At 69.3% G+C, this 17,374-nt stretch carries 18 protein-coding genes; 11 read left to right on the top strand and 7 right to left on the bottom strand.

The features are described from left to right. Positions 1–187 precede the first annotated feature (187 nt). On the bottom strand, positions 188–1,450 hold the full coding sequence (locus tag OG408_RS39245; protein WP_326674276.1) for a beta-ketoacyl-[acyl-carrier-protein] synthase family protein: 1,263 nt from the start codon (positions 1,448–1,450) through the stop codon (positions 188–190). Between the two features lie 66 nt (positions 1,451–1,516). Between OG408_RS39245 and OG408_RS39250 the strand changes: the two genes are divergently transcribed. From OG408_RS39250 to OG408_RS39260, 3 genes are all read left to right on the top strand, one after another. Continuing rightward, positions 1,517–2,143: a TetR/AcrR family transcriptional regulator C-terminal domain-containing protein gene (locus OG408_RS39250; protein WP_326674277.1), complete on the top strand. Its 627-nt coding sequence runs from the start codon at positions 1,517–1,519 to the stop codon at positions 2,141–2,143. Between the two features lie 218 nt (positions 2,144–2,361). Further along, a complete protein-coding gene (locus tag OG408_RS39255; RefSeq protein WP_285568018.1) occupies positions 2,362–2,793 on the top strand; it encodes an NfeD family protein in 432 nt (143 codons plus the stop codon). 3 nt (positions 2,794–2,796) lie between these two features. After that, the gene (locus tag OG408_RS39260; protein WP_326674279.1) at positions 2,797–3,867 is read left to right on the top strand and encodes an SPFH domain-containing protein; all 1,071 of its coding nucleotides are present in this window, start codon (positions 2,797–2,799) and stop codon (positions 3,865–3,867) included. A 115-nt stretch (positions 3,868–3,982) separates the two neighbouring features. On the opposite strand, the gene OG408_RS39265 is transcribed toward OG408_RS39260, so the two are convergent. After that, on the bottom strand, positions 3,983–6,940 hold the full coding sequence (locus OG408_RS39265; RefSeq protein WP_442806157.1) for a helix-turn-helix transcriptional regulator: 2,958 nt from the start codon (positions 6,938–6,940) through the stop codon (positions 3,983–3,985). A 99-nt stretch (positions 6,941–7,039) separates the two neighbouring features. Next, positions 7,040–7,447: a hypothetical protein gene (locus OG408_RS39270; protein ID WP_326674283.1), complete on the bottom strand. Its 408-nt coding sequence runs from the start codon at positions 7,445–7,447 to the stop codon at positions 7,040–7,042. A gap of 441 nt (positions 7,448–7,888) precedes the next feature. Here OG408_RS39270 and OG408_RS39275 point away from each other — a divergent pair, with 441 nt between their 5' ends. Further along, entirely contained in the window at positions 7,889–8,593 is a 705-nt protein-coding gene (locus OG408_RS39275; RefSeq protein WP_326674285.1) for a hypothetical protein, read from the top strand. 116 nt (positions 8,594–8,709) lie between these two features. On the opposite strand, the gene OG408_RS39280 is transcribed toward OG408_RS39275, so the two are convergent. Both OG408_RS39280 and OG408_RS39285 read right to left on the bottom strand, forming a co-directional pair. Then, a complete protein-coding gene (locus tag OG408_RS39280; protein WP_326674287.1) occupies positions 8,710–9,480 on the bottom strand; it encodes a crotonase/enoyl-CoA hydratase family protein in 771 nt (256 codons plus the stop codon). Positions 9,481–9,528: 48 nt separating this feature from the next. Beyond that, entirely contained in the window at positions 9,529–10,014 is a 486-nt protein-coding gene (locus OG408_RS39285; protein ID WP_326674288.1) for a cytochrome P450, read from the bottom strand. A 234-nt stretch (positions 10,015–10,248) separates the two neighbouring features. Here OG408_RS39285 and OG408_RS39290 point away from each other — a divergent pair, with 234 nt between their 5' ends. The 3 genes from OG408_RS39290 to OG408_RS39300 all read left to right on the top strand — a co-directional run bounded on the left by OG408_RS39290 (position 10,249) and on the right by OG408_RS39300 (position 13,292). Next, complete coding sequence (locus OG408_RS39290; RefSeq protein WP_326674289.1) at positions 10,249–11,064, top strand: alpha/beta fold hydrolase; 816 nt, start codon at positions 10,249–10,251, stop codon at positions 11,062–11,064. Between the two features lie 128 nt (positions 11,065–11,192). Continuing rightward, complete coding sequence (locus OG408_RS39295) at positions 11,193–11,696, top strand: hypothetical protein (protein ID WP_326674290.1); 504 nt, start codon at positions 11,193–11,195, stop codon at positions 11,694–11,696. Between the two features lie 78 nt (positions 11,697–11,774). Next, the gene (locus OG408_RS39300; RefSeq protein WP_326674291.1) at positions 11,775–13,292 is read left to right on the top strand and encodes an ISKra4 family transposase; all 1,518 of its coding nucleotides are present in this window, start codon (positions 11,775–11,777) and stop codon (positions 13,290–13,292) included. A 24-nt stretch (positions 13,293–13,316) separates the two neighbouring features. Here OG408_RS39300 and OG408_RS39305 read toward each other — a convergent pair whose 3' ends face one another. After that, on the bottom strand, positions 13,317–13,868 hold the full coding sequence (locus OG408_RS39305; RefSeq protein WP_326674292.1) for a hypothetical protein: 552 nt from the start codon (positions 13,866–13,868) through the stop codon (positions 13,317–13,319). 1,055 nt (positions 13,869–14,923) lie between these two features. Here OG408_RS39305 and OG408_RS39310 point away from each other — a divergent pair. Then, the gene (locus tag OG408_RS39310; protein ID WP_285568004.1) at positions 14,924–15,154 is read left to right on the top strand and encodes a hypothetical protein; all 231 of its coding nucleotides are present in this window, start codon (positions 14,924–14,926) and stop codon (positions 15,152–15,154) included. Between the two features lie 86 nt (positions 15,155–15,240). Here OG408_RS39310 and OG408_RS39315 read toward each other — a convergent pair whose 3' ends face one another. Then, entirely contained in the window at positions 15,241–15,606 is a 366-nt protein-coding gene (locus tag OG408_RS39315; RefSeq protein WP_326674294.1) for a DUF6882 domain-containing protein, read from the bottom strand. 403 nt (positions 15,607–16,009) lie between these two features. Between OG408_RS39315 and OG408_RS39320 the strand changes: the two genes are divergently transcribed. The 3 genes from OG408_RS39320 to OG408_RS39330 all read left to right on the top strand — a co-directional run bounded on the left by OG408_RS39320 (position 16,010) and on the right by OG408_RS39330 (position 17,342). Continuing rightward, positions 16,010–16,234 (top strand): hypothetical protein, encoded by a 225-nt coding sequence (locus tag OG408_RS39320; RefSeq protein ID WP_285568000.1) that lies wholly within the window; start codon positions 16,010–16,012, stop codon positions 16,232–16,234. A 380-nt stretch (positions 16,235–16,614) separates the two neighbouring features. Beyond that, positions 16,615–16,935 (top strand): ArsR/SmtB family transcription factor, encoded by a 321-nt coding sequence (locus OG408_RS39325; RefSeq protein ID WP_285567998.1) that lies wholly within the window; start codon positions 16,615–16,617, stop codon positions 16,933–16,935. After that, complete coding sequence (locus tag OG408_RS39330; protein ID WP_326674296.1) at positions 16,932–17,342, top strand: SRPBCC family protein; 411 nt, start codon at positions 16,932–16,934, stop codon at positions 17,340–17,342. The genes OG408_RS39325 and OG408_RS39330 overlap by 4 nt, the downstream gene beginning before the upstream one ends. Positions 17,343–17,374 lie beyond the last annotated feature (32 nt).

Here is a 17,374-nt window from a genome sequence, read left to right on the forward strand (position 1 = left end):
ACAGGCACCGCCGCGGAACCCCGAGTGACGCCCCCGCCCGGCCGACGATCCCGCGCAGCACGCGGCGAGGCGGTTCCTTCGGTCATCACGAGGTCCACTCGGACGTCGGCCAACCGTTCCCTGAGAGAGCTCCCACGTTCCATAGACAGTGTCTACCGGGATGGGTTAGACACTGTCTACGAGTACGTCAGAGTGCCTTCGCGGGCGTTGGGGACAGGGGATGCCGAGCGCCGGCGACGACGAGTGAGACGTTCTGTCCACCGAAGCCGAACGAGTTGCTGAGTACGGCCTCCTGGGGGCCCTCTCGTGGCTCTGTGACGACATCGAGATCGATGTCGGGACCGACGCCTGCCGAGGCGAGGTTGCGGGTGGGCGGAATGACGCCGTGCTCCAGGCTGAGGACGGCGATGAGCGCTTCGATCGCACCGGCGGCACCGAAGAGGTGACCGAGGGACGCCTTGGGGGCCGTCACGGTGGCGCGGCCGAATACTTCCCCGATGGCACGGGCTTCGGCGGCGTCGCCGACCGGAGTGCCGGTGGCGTGGGCGTTGACGTGGCTGATCTGCTCGGGAGCCAGGCCGGCTTGCGCAAGGGCCTTCCGCATGGCCGGGATCTGGCCGGAGCCGTCGGCGGCGGGAGCCGTGATGTGGTGAGCGTCCGCGGTGATGCCGGCGCCCGCGAGTGCGGCGTGGACGCGCGCCCCTCGGGCGCGGGCGTGGTCGGCGCTTTCGAGCACCATGACAGCCGCGCCTTCGCTGAGGACGAATCCGCTGCGGTCCGCGGCGAACGGCCGTGACGCCGAAGCGGGTTCGGAGGTGTGCCGCGACAGCGCCTGCGCCTGGGCGAAGCCGGCGACGGTGATCGGGGTGAGGGCGGCCTCGGTGCCGCCCGCGATGACTACGTCGGCCTCGCCTGAACGGATGAGCCTGGCCGCCAGGGCGATCGCCTCGGCGCCGGAGGAGCAGGCCGAGACCGGCGTGTAGGCCCCGGCCCGTGCGCCGTATTCGATGCTGATCAGCGCCGCTGCCGCATTGGGCATGATCATCGGGATCGTGCGGGGCGAGACACGCCGGGTCCCGGTCGCCTCCAGAGTGTCGTCTTCCTTCAGCAGCGTCCGTACGCCGCCGATGCCCGTCCCGATCGCAGAGGCGAGCCGGTCCGGGTCCACCTCCGGTGCGCCTGCATCGGCCCAGGCCTCGGCCGCGGCGGCGAGGGCCGCCTGCTGGGAGCGGTCGAGCCGCCTGGCCCGTACCGGCAGCAGCAGTTCGGCGGGGTCGACCGCCATCGTCCCCGCGACGGTTTCGGGCAGACCGACACCCTCGTGGCCGCGCAGGACGCCGCCACGGATGCCGGAGCGGCCGGCAAGCAGGGCCTCCCACGTGGACGCCACGTCTCCGCCGAGTGGCGTGATCGCGCCGAGTCCCGTCACGACGACCTCAGTCCGATGCATGCTCTTCAACCTTTCTTGTATGCGATACAAGTGAACGGGGATTGTTGTATCACATACAATTCGGCTGTGGAGAAGAAGCGAACCGAAGCTCGTTCAACATCCGCGCGACCGCGTGACCGCGGTCGCGCGACGAGGCGCCGGCTGATCGAGGCGACAGCACGGCTCTGCAGGGAACGGCCCGGCGCCGAGGTGAGCGTCGCGGAGATCGCGAACGCGGCAGGCGCCTTCCCGAACCAGGTCACCTACTACTTTGGCTCCAAGGACTCGCTGCTCGTGCACGCGGCCTTCCTCGGCCTGCTGCACGACGCCCGACGGGTTGAGCGCATCGGAAGCCAGGCCCCCGACGCGGCCGCGTTCCGGCGCAACATCGCCCGCGCCGTCATGGCCATGCCCTCGCTCCCGTCGGTCGCGCGAGCGCTCGCCGCCGGAATCTCCAAACCCGAACTCGCACCCGTGGTCGACCGGCACCTCCAGTTGCTGTTCCGGCAGTCGGAGCGCTTCGTGAGTCGGCTCGTCGACGGTCGAGGCTGGAGGGCGCGCCGACCGCTCGACGTGGAGGCCAGGACGTTCTGGAGCACCGCGCTCGGTGCGGTGCTGCTCGTCCGCGCCGGTGCCCACGGCACTGTCGCGGACCTCGACCTCGCCGGGGCGCTGACCATTCACGACGAACCCGAGACCGGTTGCGGACCTTGAGTGTGCGACGTCGCCCGGGTTGACGGCAGAGTCACGACCGGCGCCACCCCGTCCGGCAAGGTCCCGCCCTTCCGTCTTCCATAAAGGATGAAACGGTTTTCATACGACAAATGCGGGCATGTCCAAGGTAGGAGCTGTGGGTTCTTCACGCTGGCATGCAGCCCCGGGGCGAGGCGCCTGCGTCTGACGGGCGCCGATGTGCAGCGGGAGGAGGGCCCATGGATCCATGGCTGATCTGGCTGATCGCCGCAGGGGTCCTGGGCGTCGTCGAGATCTTCACCCTGACGGCCGCGCTGGGAATCCTGGGGGTGGCCGCACTTGCCACCGCAGGTACGGCGGCGCTCGGTCTGCCGCTTCCTCTGCAGTTCGTGGTGTTCACCGCGGTCGCGACCGTCAGCCTGCTGTTCGTACGCCCCCTGGTCGTGCGTCATGTACTTGCGCCTCCGACGGAACGGTTCGGCATCGACGCCTTGGTGGGTCAGGCCGCTCGGACCGTCTCGGAGGTGACAGCGCTCGACGGCAGGGTGCGCATCGGTGGTGAGGAGTGGACGGCCCGCTCCTACGACGAGACGCAGACCATCCCACCCGGCACGGCAGTCGACGTCATGGAGATCAGTGGCGCCACCGCGTTCGTCTACCCACGGGAGTGAGCCATGGAAGTCTCGGCGCTGCTCATAGCCGGTGTGATCGTCGCTCTGATCGCGGTCTTCACGGTGGTGCGGGCGGTCCGGATCGTGCCGCAGGCGCGCGCTCGCAATGTCGAACGCCTGGGCCGCTACCGCCGCACGCTGAAGCCCGGCCTGAACCTCGTCATTCCGTACGTCGACCGGGTCTATCCGCTGATCGACCTGCGAGAACAGGTCGTCTCTTTCAAACCGCAGCCGGTCATCACCGAGGACAACCTGGTCGTCGAGATCGACACCGTCCTCTACTTCCAGGTCACCGATCCACGAGCGGCCGCCTACGAGATCGATGACTTCCTGCATGGCGTCGAGCAGCTCACCGTGACCACCCTGCGTAACGTCGTGGGTTCCATGGACCTGGAGATGACGCTCACCTCGCGCGACACCATCAACAACCAGCTGCGCGGTGTTCTGGACGACGCCACCGGCAAATGGGGGCTGCGCGTCAACCGCGTGGAGATCAAGGCCATCGACCCCCCGCAGTCCATCAAGGACGCGATGGAGAAGCAGATGCGCGCCGAGCGGGACAAGCGGGCCGCGATCCTCGGAGCCGAAGGGCAACGGCAGTCGCAGATCCTCACCGCCGAAGGCGACAAGCAGTCCGCCGTCCTGCGCGCGGAGGGCAACCGCACCGCCGAGATCCTCAAGGCCGAGGGCCAGGCCCGCGCCGTCGACGAGGTCTTCCAGGCCGTGCACCGCAACGACCCCGACCCCAAGCTGCTCGCCTACCAGTACATGCAGATGCTGCCCCAGCTCGCACAGGGCCCGGGCAGCACGTTCTGGGTCATCCCCAGCGAGGTCACCGCGGCACTCGAAGGCGTGTCCCGGGCCTTCGGCGAGAAACTGCCCCCCTCACCGGCAACCCGTGAGAAGTCCCCGGACAACAGAGCCGCGGAAGCCGCCGACGACGCGGCTCAGGCCGCCGAGGCCGCAGCGGAGGCTCTCGCCGACGCAGCCGAGGCCGACACCGCATCGACGGCCCTTCCGTTCGGTTCACCCGCCAACAGCAGCCAGGAACCCGGCGACCGGCGACCGATGTAGAGCCACTCCGGGCTCGTGCCGCCATAGGTGATCGCGGGGACCACACCCGAGGGCGAGATCGAGTGATGAGTCCGGCCACCAGGACTGCCCGCATCGATGGCCACTTCTTCCGGCGTCAGGAACGGGCCATGAGCGCCGCGAGCCCCGCCCGGGTCGCGACATCCGTCTTACGGAACACCCGGGAGAGGTGGGTCTCGACGGTGCGCGGACTGAGGTAGAGCCTGGTGGCGATCGCCTGGTTGGTGAGGCCCTCGGCCACCAGTTCGGCCACCTCCCGTTCGCGTACCGTCAACGAGGCCAGCCACGGCGGAACCGTGGTGGGCGGCGCCACGGGCACGGGCGGCCGGGTCATCTCCGCCAGGCCGAGCAGCAGGCCCGCGCCTCCGCCGGCGGCGAGTCTGCGGCCCTGTTCCCACATGGCCGCACCGCGCGCTTCGAATCCGGCGGCGGTCATCGCCGGGGCCGCGAGCAGCAATGACCGCGCCTCCCAGAACACCGCCCCGGCCCGTGAGCATTCCGCGGCCGCTTCCGCGAGCAGAGTCGCCGCCCTGGCCGGGGCACCGCCGTGCAGTGCCAGCTGGGCCGCACTCCGCATCGCGGACGCGCGCTGTACGGGCAGACCGAGCCGCTCCGCCTCGTCATGGGCCCGCTCGGCCCATGCGGACGCGGCGTCGACATCCCCTGTGGCGAGGGCCGCCGTGACGAGGAGTTCCGACAGGAGCGGACGCATCGAGGGCTGCAGACCACGCAGATCATCTCCTCCGGCCCGGAGGAGAGCGTCCCGTGCGCGGTGCGGATCGCCGCCGGTGAGCGCGGCGTAGCCGAGCATGCACCAGGCCATGGAGGCCCGCCAGTTGTCGCTCGGCCCCATGGACGCAACGGCCTCCTCGGCGGCCGCCAGAGCCTCCTGGTCACCGGGTGCGGACGCCGCGATGCGTACCTGAGCCTTGTTCGCCAGGACGAAGGCCAGCAGTTCGCCGCTGCCGATGCCGCGGGCGATGTCCTCGGCCTCGTCCGCCAGTTCGCAGGCGGACGGCAGACGGCAGGTCTGTATCCGTACGTGTGCCTTGCACAGCAGCAGGAGGGGCAGGAGGTAGACCTGCCCGGTGCGCCGGGCGATCCCGAGGCCCCGGTCGGCGTGGCGTTCGGCATCGGTGAAGCGGCCGAGGAACGCCTCCGCCCAGCCCAGTCTGCCCAGCGGTTCGCACAACGCGGTGAGGTCGTCGTCGGGCAGACCGTCCAGCAGTCCGGCCGCCTGCGCCGCGTATGTGCTCGCGCGGGCCATGCCGCCCTCGTAGGCCTCGCCGAACGCGGCGACCGCCAGGGCCCCCGCCTCGCCCGGTTCGTTGCCGACGGCGCGGGCATCCGCGAGGGTCCGTGCGACGTGCTCCCGCATCTGCGGGTAGGGGGTGTTGTGCGGTGCGGACGAACTCAGTTCGAGTCCGATCGACACCCTCTGGGCCGGCGACGGCTCAGGCTGCCTGCTCAGCTCGCGGCGCAGCAGCGCGATCGCCTCGGGGTATCTTCCGAGGTGTCGCTCCGTCAAGGCGCACAGCACGACCGCCGATGTTCGGACATCGGCCTCGTCCGGACCGGCGGTGCTGATCACCTTGTGCAACAGGTCGCGGCTCTCCTGGAGGCCTCCGGCGACGCCGAGTGCGCGTGCCCGCCGGAGCATCAAAACCCTTCGTTCGGCGCCGCGTTCCACCGTATCGGGCAGGATCCGTAAGGCAGCCCGGAGCCAGTGTGCGCAACTTGTCGGAGCCGACGACGCGGTCTCCTCGGCAGCCTGCCTCAGCACGGCGTACGCCTGCGGGTCCCACGTGGGCACCGACCGTTCGACGTGCCGCGCCTGTTCCACGGCAGGTGCTCCGGTTCGGGCGAGCTCGGTGGCGGCAGCGCGATGGATCTCGACGCGCCGCCGGGCCGCGGTGGACTCGTGGACCAGGGCCCGGATCACCGGATGGCGCAACACCATGCGGCCACCCGCGGCCCGCCGCACGAGGTCACGCCGCTCCAGGTTCGTCAGATCATCGTCGAGCTCGGCATCGGTACGTCCGGTCGCCCTGCCGATCACCGGGAGCACGGCGTGATCGCCGAGTACGGCGATCGCCTCCAGAGTCCTGCGCTGCGACGGGCTCAGCGGGTCCAGCTCATTCAGCAGCAGCGCGCCGAGTCCCGAGGGCAGTTCGCCGATTCCGTTCTCAACGGAGGCGGAGGCGGGGCCGGAGGTGAAGGGGAAGACGGAGGCACGGGATGAGGATGAGGCACGCCGTCGCGCGGCGTCCTCGCGGTGTGCGTGCAGGAGGGACAGGAAGTAGAGCGGGTTGCCCTCGCCCGCGGCGTACAGCTGCGCGGCCCGGGCTCGCGGCAGATCGGGGGCGAGCCCTTCGACGCAATCCTGCTCCGCGAGCGGCGCCAGACCGATCCGCAGCACCGCGCCGGTATCGGCTTCGCGGGCGAGCACGGCGGAGAGCGCCGTCGGCGTCTGCCGGTCACGGCGGGCGACGACGAGGACCACAGGGCCGGACACCGGATGCCGGACGAGGTGGTCCAGGAACTCCAGTGACGCCGGGTCGGCCCAGTGCACGTCGTCCAGCGCCACCACCAGACCGCCGGCCCGGCCGAGCTGCGCCAACAGCCCTGCCACCGAACGGTGGAGACCGAAGCGGTCGGTAGCGGCCGGCACCGACCCGTCGCCACGGCCGCCGAGGATGCGAGGGACCGCGTCCAGGTGCGATTCGTCGTGCGGTGGCCGCTCGACCAGATCGGCGAACGCGTCGGCGAACGGATGGAAAGGGAGGTGCCGTTCGTACTCCGCCGCCCGGCCGCGGAGCACCGTCACCCCACGACGCCGCGCGCGTCGGCAGAACTCTGCCATCAGCCTGCTCTTGCCGATCCCTGCCGCGCCCGTGATGTCGACGACGGGCGGCGCCCCATGGCCCAGCCGCTCGATCACCGAGTCGAGCACCGCCAGTTCGGCCATGCGTCCGACGAGCGGGCTCCCGCCGTCGTGACGCCTGGCAGCACCTTCGGGCGCTCCGACGTGTGCGCTCTCTCCACCGAACTCCACGACATTGTCTACCACGTTGGGGGGAGGGTCGTTCGGGAGTCGTACACATGTCGCGTCCGGGCCCTGCCGCGTACGCGGTGCGTGCCGTACGTCGTCCGCTCAGCCGAACAGGGCGGTGCCGATGGAGACGAGAACGCCCACCAGGACGCCGAAGACGAGAGCGGCGATCTCCGCGGCGATGAAGAGCAGGACGTAGTCACCGTTGTGGCTCCACGTGCCATCCCGAGCACTGGCGCGGAACGACAGCGACAGGGCGAGGAACGGACCGAGGAGGAGCCCGGTGACAGTGACCCACGTGCCCAGCGCGTAGCCCGAGAGTTCGTGTGCTCTGCCTCTCGCCAACCGCACCTCCACGGTGCTGCCGGGCGCGTGCGACTCGGCAGCCTTGTCCAGCGTGATCCGACGCCGGGGCTCGCCCGCCGCGCGCGGCGTGTACGTCCCTGTGCAGTCGGTACCGTCCTGATAGCCCTCCGCGTCGGTCGACTCGTAGCACGAGGAGATCGTCATGACGCCGTCCACGGGACCGAACCCCAGGACAGCCGCCAGGTGGGGTCCCGGAAGCAGCCATATCAGCCACCCGGCGACAGCGAGAGAGACGACCATTCCGGTCCGGCCGACCCTCCGCTCCCATGTCCCTGCCGTTCGTGCCACAGCGCCCGCCCCCCTGAAGCCGGCCGTCACCCAGACCGACGGTCATGTGCACGGATCACCGGACCGCCCACGACTCTCGCACCCATCGCGGCGCCGCGAGTCAGTGATTTCCCTGAGAGCGATACGTAGTTCAGCGGGTGAGGCGGCCGCCCGGTCATTGCGTAGCGAGGTACGTGGTTCCACCGACGGCCTCGACAGCGAACCCTGCGAGCATCTGCTTCCCGTACCGCGCCACCGGCACCTACGCGTCGCTGCCCGTATCCGGACCATCCGCCCGCCGAACAAGAGGTGCTCTTCGTGTCCCATCGCGTCCTCGTCTCTCCCCTCCTCGCAGTCGTCCTGGCGCTGTCCCTCGCCGGCTGCGGATCCTCGGCCGACACGGGTGCCGACACCGCGGCCCCAACAGCCGCGGGCGGTGCGGCAGACGGGGGAGGGGTCGACGAGGACGCGTCACGGGACTGCCCCGAAAAGCACGCGGTGACCGTGCAGGACGAAAGGTTCGGAGGGACGGCGGACATCGACCTGTGCGCGCGTCCCGAGGTCCGTAGGACGGCCGTCAGTGCGGCCTGGACCAGCGTCTACGAGAGACCCAGTGTGAGCCCGCCCCTCAACATCATGTCTGTCTCCTGCACGGGTGATTCCGAGGCCGACTGCACGGTACTCAAGGTCAGTGACACCGAGCTGTGCAACCAGGCAAAGCCCAATTGTCACCCGCGGCGTGGCGAAGAGGTACCCGTGCTCTGCTCGGCCGTGGACAAGCTGAACTCCGACAGGCTGTACTACGGCGTCATCCTCGACAGCAAGCGACTGCTGGCCATGGGGACGGATCACGACCGCAGCTACACGAAGGACTTCACCGACAAGGGAGACATCTCCGTGGGCTACGTGGATGCGGCGCACCTGGAGAAGGTGCAGGGCGAACTGCCCGCCTGCGACGGCGGTCTGCTCCACGGCTCAGGAGCCCGCACTCTAGGGCAGATGCAGGGTCTGCCCCTCGACTGAGGCCCCGGAGCGAGAGCACCCGCTCCATGGCCGGGACGGGGGCCAGGGGAGCAGGGTGCACGGCTGGACATCCCGGGCGCCAATCGGAAACTGGTCCGTCTGCCGGACGGACGGCGTTACCGCTGCCAGGCCGGAGGACGTTTCTCGGTGAACGCGGAGGCGCCCTCCGTCGCGGCGGTGGTGGCGAAGACAGGTGTGCTGAGGGGATCCTGGACGCTGTAGCCGGTGTGGTCGTCGAGGCCGCGGGTGTCCTGCACGACCTGTTTCGTGACACGGACGGCGTCGCGTGAGTGGGCCTGGACGCGCTCGGCCAGGACAAGGGCCGCGCCGAGGGCGCCACCCTCGGGGGTGAGCTGATTGACGAGCCCGTACCGGGCCGCGTCCGGAGCGGGCAGCGGGGCGGCGGTGAGGAGCATCTCCATGGCCACGTGGTAGGGGAGGCGGCCGGGGAGACGGATGGCGCCGCCTTCGGCGGCGATGAGTCCGCGGGCGACCTCGGGCAGGGCGAAGAACGCGGTGTCGGCGGCCGTGATGAGGTCGCAGGCGAGGGCGAGCTCGAATCCGCCGGCGACGGCCGCGCCCTCGAGGGCGGCGATGAGCGGCTTACGGATTCGGGCGCGGGTCAGCCCTGCGAGCCCACGGTCACCGACGACGGGGATGCCGTCGGTGGGGAACGCCTTGAGGTCCATGCCCGAGCAGAAGTGACCGCCCGCTCCGGCAAGGACGCCGATGGCCAGGCGGGAGTCGTTCTCCAGCCGTGTCAGGGCCGCGTCCATGGCGTCGGCAAGGGACTGGTCCACGGCGTTGCGGACATGTGGCCTGTTCAGCGTGATGAGCAGAACGCCGGCGCGGGGCTCGGTCACCACCACGGGGTCTTGGCTGTCCATCCGGTGTGCTCCTGGTTGGGGGATGTGGCGGCAAGTGTGGCGGTGCGGTCAGGTCCGAACGACGGGCAGCGCAGCCAGTCCGCGCATCACCCGGGCCGGCCGCCAGGCCAGCTCATCGGCGGGCTTGGCCAGCACGACGGGGCCCAGGCGTTCGAGGAGCAGGGGGAAGGCAACGGCGCCTTCCAGGCGGGCCAGGGCGGCGCCGATGCAGAAGTGAGGTCCGTACCCGAAGGCGAGATGGTCATTGGGCGCCCGCCCCACATCGAGCCGGTCCGCGTCACGGAAGCGGGACTCGTCCCGGTTGGCGGAACCGATCAGGAGGCTGACGATGTCGCCTTCGCCGATCAGCTGCCCGTGGAGTTCGATCGGTTCCGCTGCGCACCGGAACGTGGCGTCCCGTACCGGAGAGTCGTAGCGCAGCAGTTCTTCGACTGCGGTGGTGACCAGGCCGGGTCCCGACTCCGGTCCGGTGAGGCGGGCGGCCTCGCCGGGATTACGGAGCAGGGCGAGCATGCCGTTCCCGATGAGGTTCATGGTGGTGTCGTGCCCTACCAGCAGCAACAGGTAGGCGGTGGAACGGAGTTGGGTGTAGCTCCCTTGGAGGGGCTCATCAACGCAGTTCAGAAGGCCTCTGCGGACTGCGTGGGTTGACCGGGACGTGGGGCATGAGGTGCTCCCGTACAGCCGTGACCATTACCTGGAACGTAATCGACACCCTGCCGCCAGGTCTGGCACCTTGATCGGAACAGGCCAACGGGAGGAAACGCAATGTTCTTCGAGACCCATGACGGCACCCGCCTCGCCTACGAGGACTACGGCCAGGGCGAGCCCATCGTCTTCGTCTCCGGCGCCATGCTGAACGCGGACATGTGGGAGTACCAGATTCCGTACTTCACCGAGCGCGGCTACCGCTGCATAGCCTTCGACCGCCGGGGCCACGGCCGTTCCGACCGTCCCTCATCCGGCTACGACATGGATTCCACCGCCGACGACCTCGCCGCCCTGCTCACGCACCTGGACCTGAGCGACGCAACTTTGGTCGGCCACTCCATGGGCGGCGCGGAAGTCGTCCGCTATCTGTTCCGGCACGGTGCCGGGCGGGTGGCCCGCGTGGTGCTGCTCGCGGCTGTTCTGCCCTTCCTCAAGCAGACCGACGACAATCCCGTGGGCCTCCCGGAGCCCGCCTTCGACGCGCTGATCGCCGCGGTCCGGGCCGACCGGCCGAAGTGGCTGTCCCAGCAGCAGCAGGCGTACTTCGCCACCCACCTCGGCAACCCGGTCTCTCCCGGCCAGGTCGCGCTCACCCTCGAACAGTGCCTGTCTGCCTCGGCATGGGCGACGCTGCAGTGCCAGAAGACTGTCTTCCACACCGACAACCGCGAGGCCGTGCGAGCCATCACGGTGCCGGCGCTGGTGCTGCACGGTGGCGCAGACTTCTCGGCCCCGGTGGAAATGACGGGCAGGAAGACGACGGAGCTGCTGCCCACAAGCACGTACAAGGAGTACCCGACGGCAGGACACGGCATCTACGTCAGCCACCACGGCGAAATCAACGCCGACATCCTGGAGTTCATCAAGAACTGACCGGGCCGACCACCGCGGCCCGCGCCGATCCGAGTCTCCTCGGGGGAAGAGTTGAGCTGGGGGAACGCCGCTTGGGGTGATGGTGGGCGGGCTGGTTCTCTACCTTGAGGGTGGAGGAGGCGGCGCTGATGGGGGCGTTGATCGGTGAGTTGGAGGCGCGGGAGGCGGCGGCCCGGGCTCGGGTAGAGGAACTCGAGGCCCAGGTCGCGGAGTTGACGACGCGACTCGCGGGTGAACGCGAGGTGCTTGCGCGGCTGCAAGTGACGCGGGAGACGGTGGCCGAGGTCCTCACGGAGTTGTCCGGACGGTACGTGGACGCCGGCCCGGCGGTGGCAGCGGAGCCCGTGGCCCGGGTGGAGTCAGGGGTGCGGGTGGTGGGAGCGGTCATGGTGCCGCACTGGCGCGAGGGCCTGTCGGTGGATGTGCTGCCGGATGTCTACCGCGACATCGTGGAGGTCGTGGCGGACGCGTCGTCGCCGATGCAGGCGAAGCAGATCGTGCCCCGGATCGGGCTGCCGCCAAAGACCGGGAAGATCGAGGGGACCCGCGGCAAGCTGAAGCGTCTGGTGGAGCGGGGGTGGCTGGTCGAGGACCAGCCCGGACGGTTCGCGCCGGCGCGGCGGGATCGGTGAACTCGCGGAACGATAAAGGCTCTTCTCTCTGACTTCGGAGGTAACCAGCCAGACCGAAGTACAGAAAGAAGAGCCGTTGTGGAACCCTACGACGCCTTGGATGCCATCGATGTGTTCGCCGCCGCGACAAGCGCCTTCGAGTGCCTGAAAGGCACGTTGGCCACCGCCGACACGGCCGTGCTTGCGCACCACGAACTGGAGGAACTGATCGAGGCGGAGGGCCGAGAGCTGCTGCGCCTGCTGTTCCAGGCCCACCTCGATCGACGCGAACGCGCGGATCACCACGACGTTGGGCCGGTGCGGGGCCGGGACGGACGGGTCCGATCGCACTGCGAACCGGGGCATTCGCGGCTGCTGGCCTGCGTGTTCGGCACGGTCACCGTGACGCGGACGGCATGGCGGGGCAAAGGCCTGACCAGCGTCCACCCGGCGGACGCCGCACTGTCGCTGCCCGCCCACCTGCACTCGAACGGACTGCGGCGCCTGGCCGTCCTCGAGGCCGTCCGCGGCTCCTTCGACCTGGCCAAGGCGGCAATCGACGACCGGTGCGGGAGCGTGCTGGGCAAACGCCAGGCCGAACAGCTCGTCGCCCGGGCGGCCATCGACATCGACTCCTTCTACCGGCAGCAGGTGCCGCTGCCGGCGAGCGCCAGCACCACACTGGTCCTGCAGTTCGACGGCAAAGGCATCGTGATGCGCCCCGAGGGCCTGCGACCGGCGACCCTGAAAGCACACCTGACACAGCAGCGGGCGATGCGGACCCGGATCGCGCCGGGCGAGAAACCGAACCGCAAGCGGATGGCCACCCTCGGCTGCGTCTTCGACGCCGATCCGGCCCTCAGAAGGCCGCACGACATCATTGCCCCGCCCGACGGCCGCACCAGCCTCCGCCCGCCGCGGCCGGGACCAGTGGCCCGGGCGAAGTGGCTGACCGGATCGGTGATCCATCCGCCGGAGCACACGATCGCCGCCGCCTTCGACCAGGCCGAGGCCCGCGACCACGCTCGCACCTGGCTGGTCCTCGTCGACGGCGCCCGCCACCAACTCGACCTGATCGAGAGCGAATCCGCCCGGCGCGGCATCGAGGTGACCGTGCTGCTGGACATCGTGCACGTCAGTGAGTACGTCTGGGCCGCCGCGCACGCCTTCCACGCGGTCGGCACCCCCGAGGCGGAAGCCTGGGTCGCCGGCCATCTGACCACGATCCTGCACGGCCAGGCCGCCCGCGCCGCCGCCGAGATCACGACCGAAACCGACTCACGCGGACTGCGCGGAGCCAAACGCGACGCCGCCGACGCCTGCGTCCGTTACCTCACCTGCCACCTCACCCAACTCCACTACGACACCGCCCTCGCCCGGGGCTGGCCGATCGCGACCGGCGCCATCGAGGGCGCCTGCCGCCACCTCATCGGCGACCGCCTGGAGATCACCGGGGCCCGGTGGGGGCTGACCGGCGCCGAAGCCATCCTCAAACTCCGAGCCCTCAACGACAACGACAACGGCGACTTCGACGCCTACTTGCGCCACCACCTCGCCCGCGAACACCAACGCCTCTATCTCAGCCCCGACCAGAACAATTACGACCTCACCGCCTGAACGAAAACCTTCCCTCAGCGCGAGCTACACCCAACGGAGTTCCTCCTCGCTCATCGCCCCACTGTCGTCACTGGCCTGCACGAGGGCACCCAACAGATCCACTCCGCTGCGCTCGCCACCCGCGCGCTTGTCGGCGATCAGAGTGTCCAGCAGGGCGTGCGGATCGCCTTCGACCCTGGCGGGGTTCAGGTCGGGGGCAGGGGCGATGGTGGCCATGAGAGTGTCCCGGGTCGCCGTGTTGTCCAGTTCTCCGGGCACTCCGAGGACCGCGCAGATCATCCGGAAGGTCAGCGGCGCCGCGAAAGCGTCGATGACATCCACGTGTGTGTGCTGCTCGACCCGGTCCAGCAACTGGTTCGCGGTGTCCGTGATGAAAGGTTCCAGCTGCGCGATGCGGCGGGGGACGAACGCGGCGTTGACCAGGGTCCGCAGGCGTGTGTGGTCCTGAGGGTCGGCTTGGACCAGATGCCGGCTCAACCCGGTCGGCCCCGGAACGTAGCCGGGCACTCGGCCGGGGTCCTTACTGAGCCGCCCGTCGGTCAGCAGGCCAGGGGGCGGCAGAGTGAGGGCGGACAAGGTGGCTCCGGGCTCGAAATCCAACCAACATGGACATCGCACCAACGTTCAAGGACGCCCGAAGATACGCAACCCGCGACCTCGGTTATCAGCGTCGGCCGGGGCGCTAGGCGTCCGCAGATCAAAGCCAGTGCTGGAACCGGAACGGGCGGAGAGAACCAGGTCCGCGGGGCCCACTGGGCATCAGCCAACACACCCGTACAACGACGGTTCGCCTACACCGCAACGAATCAGAACCCGGCCATGGACTTGTCGAGCACACCGCCCGCAGCACCATAGACGCTGCATCGAACGGAGTGTCCACCTCTGCGACGGAGCCCGAACCCCACGACGAACGACACCGCGAAGAGTCCGCCGAGTACCACCGCCACGACTGGGGCGTAGACGAAGTACCCCAAGCATGCGACGCCGGCCCAGACCAAGAGGGGGAGGAGCGAACCACGCAGCACGGCCCAGAACGTGACCTGTTGTGGGTCTCCGGGCAGGGCACGTTGCCGCCACACGCCTATGTGGTTCCTGGTCGCACATTTCTCACGCCGCATGGACCCATCACATCACTGGGTGCTCACTGATCCGTGAGAAACGGCCCAGCCGCTCGATGGCGCGTCATCCGCAGACCCGAGCCGGATCGCGTCCAGGTTCGCGGTACAGGATGTGGCGCCCGACTCCAGGACGGAAGCGGGACAGCCCGGCCAGTAACGTCCGCAGCCGATCGACGTCGATCCGGCCGCAGTTCAAGCCGCCGTACCTCCCCAGCACCTCGGCCGGAGCAACTGATCAGACGAAGGCGGACGTGACCACGCCCGCCGAATCCCCTTGCGAGTGAAACAGTTCGAGACGCATGCGAGCCCGTGGCACCATGTACCGCATGACGACGAACCGAAAGGTCCATGCCGCGTAGCCGGCCAGGACGGATCCGTGCCGACGCCCCCGGCAGCCACCGAACAACGGGTGCACGGCCAGTCATCGATGGCCTGTCTTCGCGTGCACTGTCCGAGATCATCGACCTCGAGCGCACCCGAAACTATCTGCAGCCAGGCGACGTCAGTGCGGCGGTGGGCCTGTGGAAGGACTACGTCCACCAGCCCGAGCGTGCTCTGTGGCACGACTACGAGTGGGGCAACGCGCACTGGTACTGCTGCGGCAACCCGATGGAGGCCCGAGCCCTCCTCGACACCGTGATGCAGGCCATGTCGACACGGAGCGCTCGCGAACTTCGAAAGATTGTCGGCCGCTCCGACGCCGTCTGGAACCTTCCGTCCCCGCCCTACGACACGGACGGATGATAGAGAACAAGCGCACTGCGCCGTTTGGCGTCTGGCGGCTGCACCAGCAGCCGAGACGTCCGGAGACATCCGTTCAGCTGTCGATGTCAATCGGCAGCGAGCGCCAGGTCATGGACCATGAAGTGGAGTTCCACGTCGTCCATCGACTCCGCCCACAGCCCCTCTGCGTCCAGCACGGAGGCCGCGACCATTCGTGCCTCAGCGACGAGTTCGGGGCGCGAATGGAAACCTGGCCAGGGAAGGACGGGGTAGTCGTTTTCCTCGCCGAACCGCCGCACCTGCTCGATGTCGCCCAGGGCGGCGTGCGGGAGTGACTCGTTCGCCCAGGACCACAGCCAGGTCTGGTGGGTGACGCTGACGCTGCCGATCAGTGTGAGTCGGCCGGTGAGGAACACCCTTCCGTCGCGCGACCACGTGATCTGCGCGTCCTCCATCGACCAGTCGTACTGCACGTCTCACGACAGTCCGAAGCGCTCGACCATGAGTGCCTGCCGCGAGCGGGCACGCTCGTGAGCCGCGAGCACGACCGCATCCCAGTCGGGGTGGTCATGCTTCGAGTGGACGTCCACGTGGCCTCCTGGTAAGGAACTGTCGGCAAGATCCTTTCACCCCGGCCCGCAGCTCGCGAAGAGGCCTGACCAGGCAGAATGTGAACGCTCCCGCCCCCGTGGCGGACGCCATCCGTTCCTCCCAGCTCTCCGGGGGCTTTCGGGAGGCTGTCCGGGCGAGTGGGGGGAGGGGCCTGGCCGGGGACGGTGACCGCCAGACCACCGTCGTACTCCGGCCCTCAGCTACACCCCGCTGCCCGCAGCTGGACCAGATGCGGGCAGCGGGTCTCCGCGCCACGCTGGAGGTATGGCTACTCCACCGATCGTGATCCACCGGCCGGCACCATCCGGTGCCCGACTCGTCACCGTGCAGATCGGCGGCCGCGAGGAGCGGCTCGGCCTCGCCCACAGCGACCACGACGTCATCGTCTTCCTCGCCGACGCCGGAATGGCGGACCCCGAGCGGGCCCTCGACACCCCGGCCCTCGTCGAATGGCAGGGCGCCGGCGCCCACGAATACCCGGAGCCCTAGCCGCGCCGGAGCGAGACCGGCCAGCGCGTCGGCCTCAGGTCTGCCCCCTGTCGGCTTCTGGCGCCCCGGCCTGCGGATTCTGGGGCAGACGGCCGCCTTCCGGCCGGTCTGTCCGGCTGGTCGCGCGGGCGTCGACGGAGCCCTCCCCGTCGTCCGGGCTTCCGGTGGGCCGCTGGATGCCCGGACGACGAGATTCTGCAGTCTTGGGACGGCGTTCCGCGATGGGCCGTGCGGCAGGGGCGGGCCGAGGCCGCCGCGAAGGCTCCGTGTGCCTTGAGATACGTGTCTGGGGTGTCTTTCAGATCGGGATCTGAAAGACACCCCCTTGAACGCGTCGGGGATTCTGGACGCGTCGGAAAACTCCGACGCATACTGAGGTCATGCCTACCGACGTGTTCGGTGTGCTGGCCAGTCCAGTGCGCCGCAGACTGCTCGAAAGCCTGCGTGAGGGGCCTCGCTCCACGGGTGAGCTGGCCGGTCTGTTCGAGCTCGGGAGGCCTGCGGTCTCCGAACACCTGGCCGTGCTCCGGAACGCTGGACTGGTGCGCGAGGAGCCCCGTGGCCGCCATCGTTTCTACCACCTCGAACCGGCCCGGCTCGCAGAGGTGAGCCAGTGGTTGCACCCGTTCGAGCACTACTGGAAGCAGCGCATGGACGCACTGTCCGATCTCCTGGACGAGGAAGAAGGAAACGAGAAATGACCCGGATCGACACCGTCACCTGCGAGAGGTTCCTTCCGCACTCCCCGGCAGCGGTGTGGAGGGCCCTTACGGACCCCGAACTGCACGCCCGCTGGTGGGCCGCCGGCGACATCAAGCCGGTCGCCGGGCACCGCTTCACCCTCGACATGGGCAACTTCGGCGAGCAGCCCTGCGAGGTGACCGCGGTCGAGGACGAGCGCATCCTTGCGTACCGGTTCGCCGAGGGCACCCTCGACACCACCATCACGTGGACGCTTCACCCACAGGGCGACGGCACCCGGCTCGTGCTCACCCATGCCGGCTTCGACCTCGACTCCCCGATGGGCCGACAGGCATTCGAGGGTATGGGGAAGGGCTGGCCCCGCGTCCTGGGGCGCTTGGAGAAGGTTCTGGGCGAGCCCGCCTGACGCGCACACGACCTTGAGACCACCGCCGAGGC

Origin of the sequence: Streptomyces sp. NBC_01257 (assembly GCF_035917255.1) — a bacterium.
GTDB lineage: Bacteria > Actinomycetota > Actinomycetes > Streptomycetales > Streptomycetaceae > Streptomyces.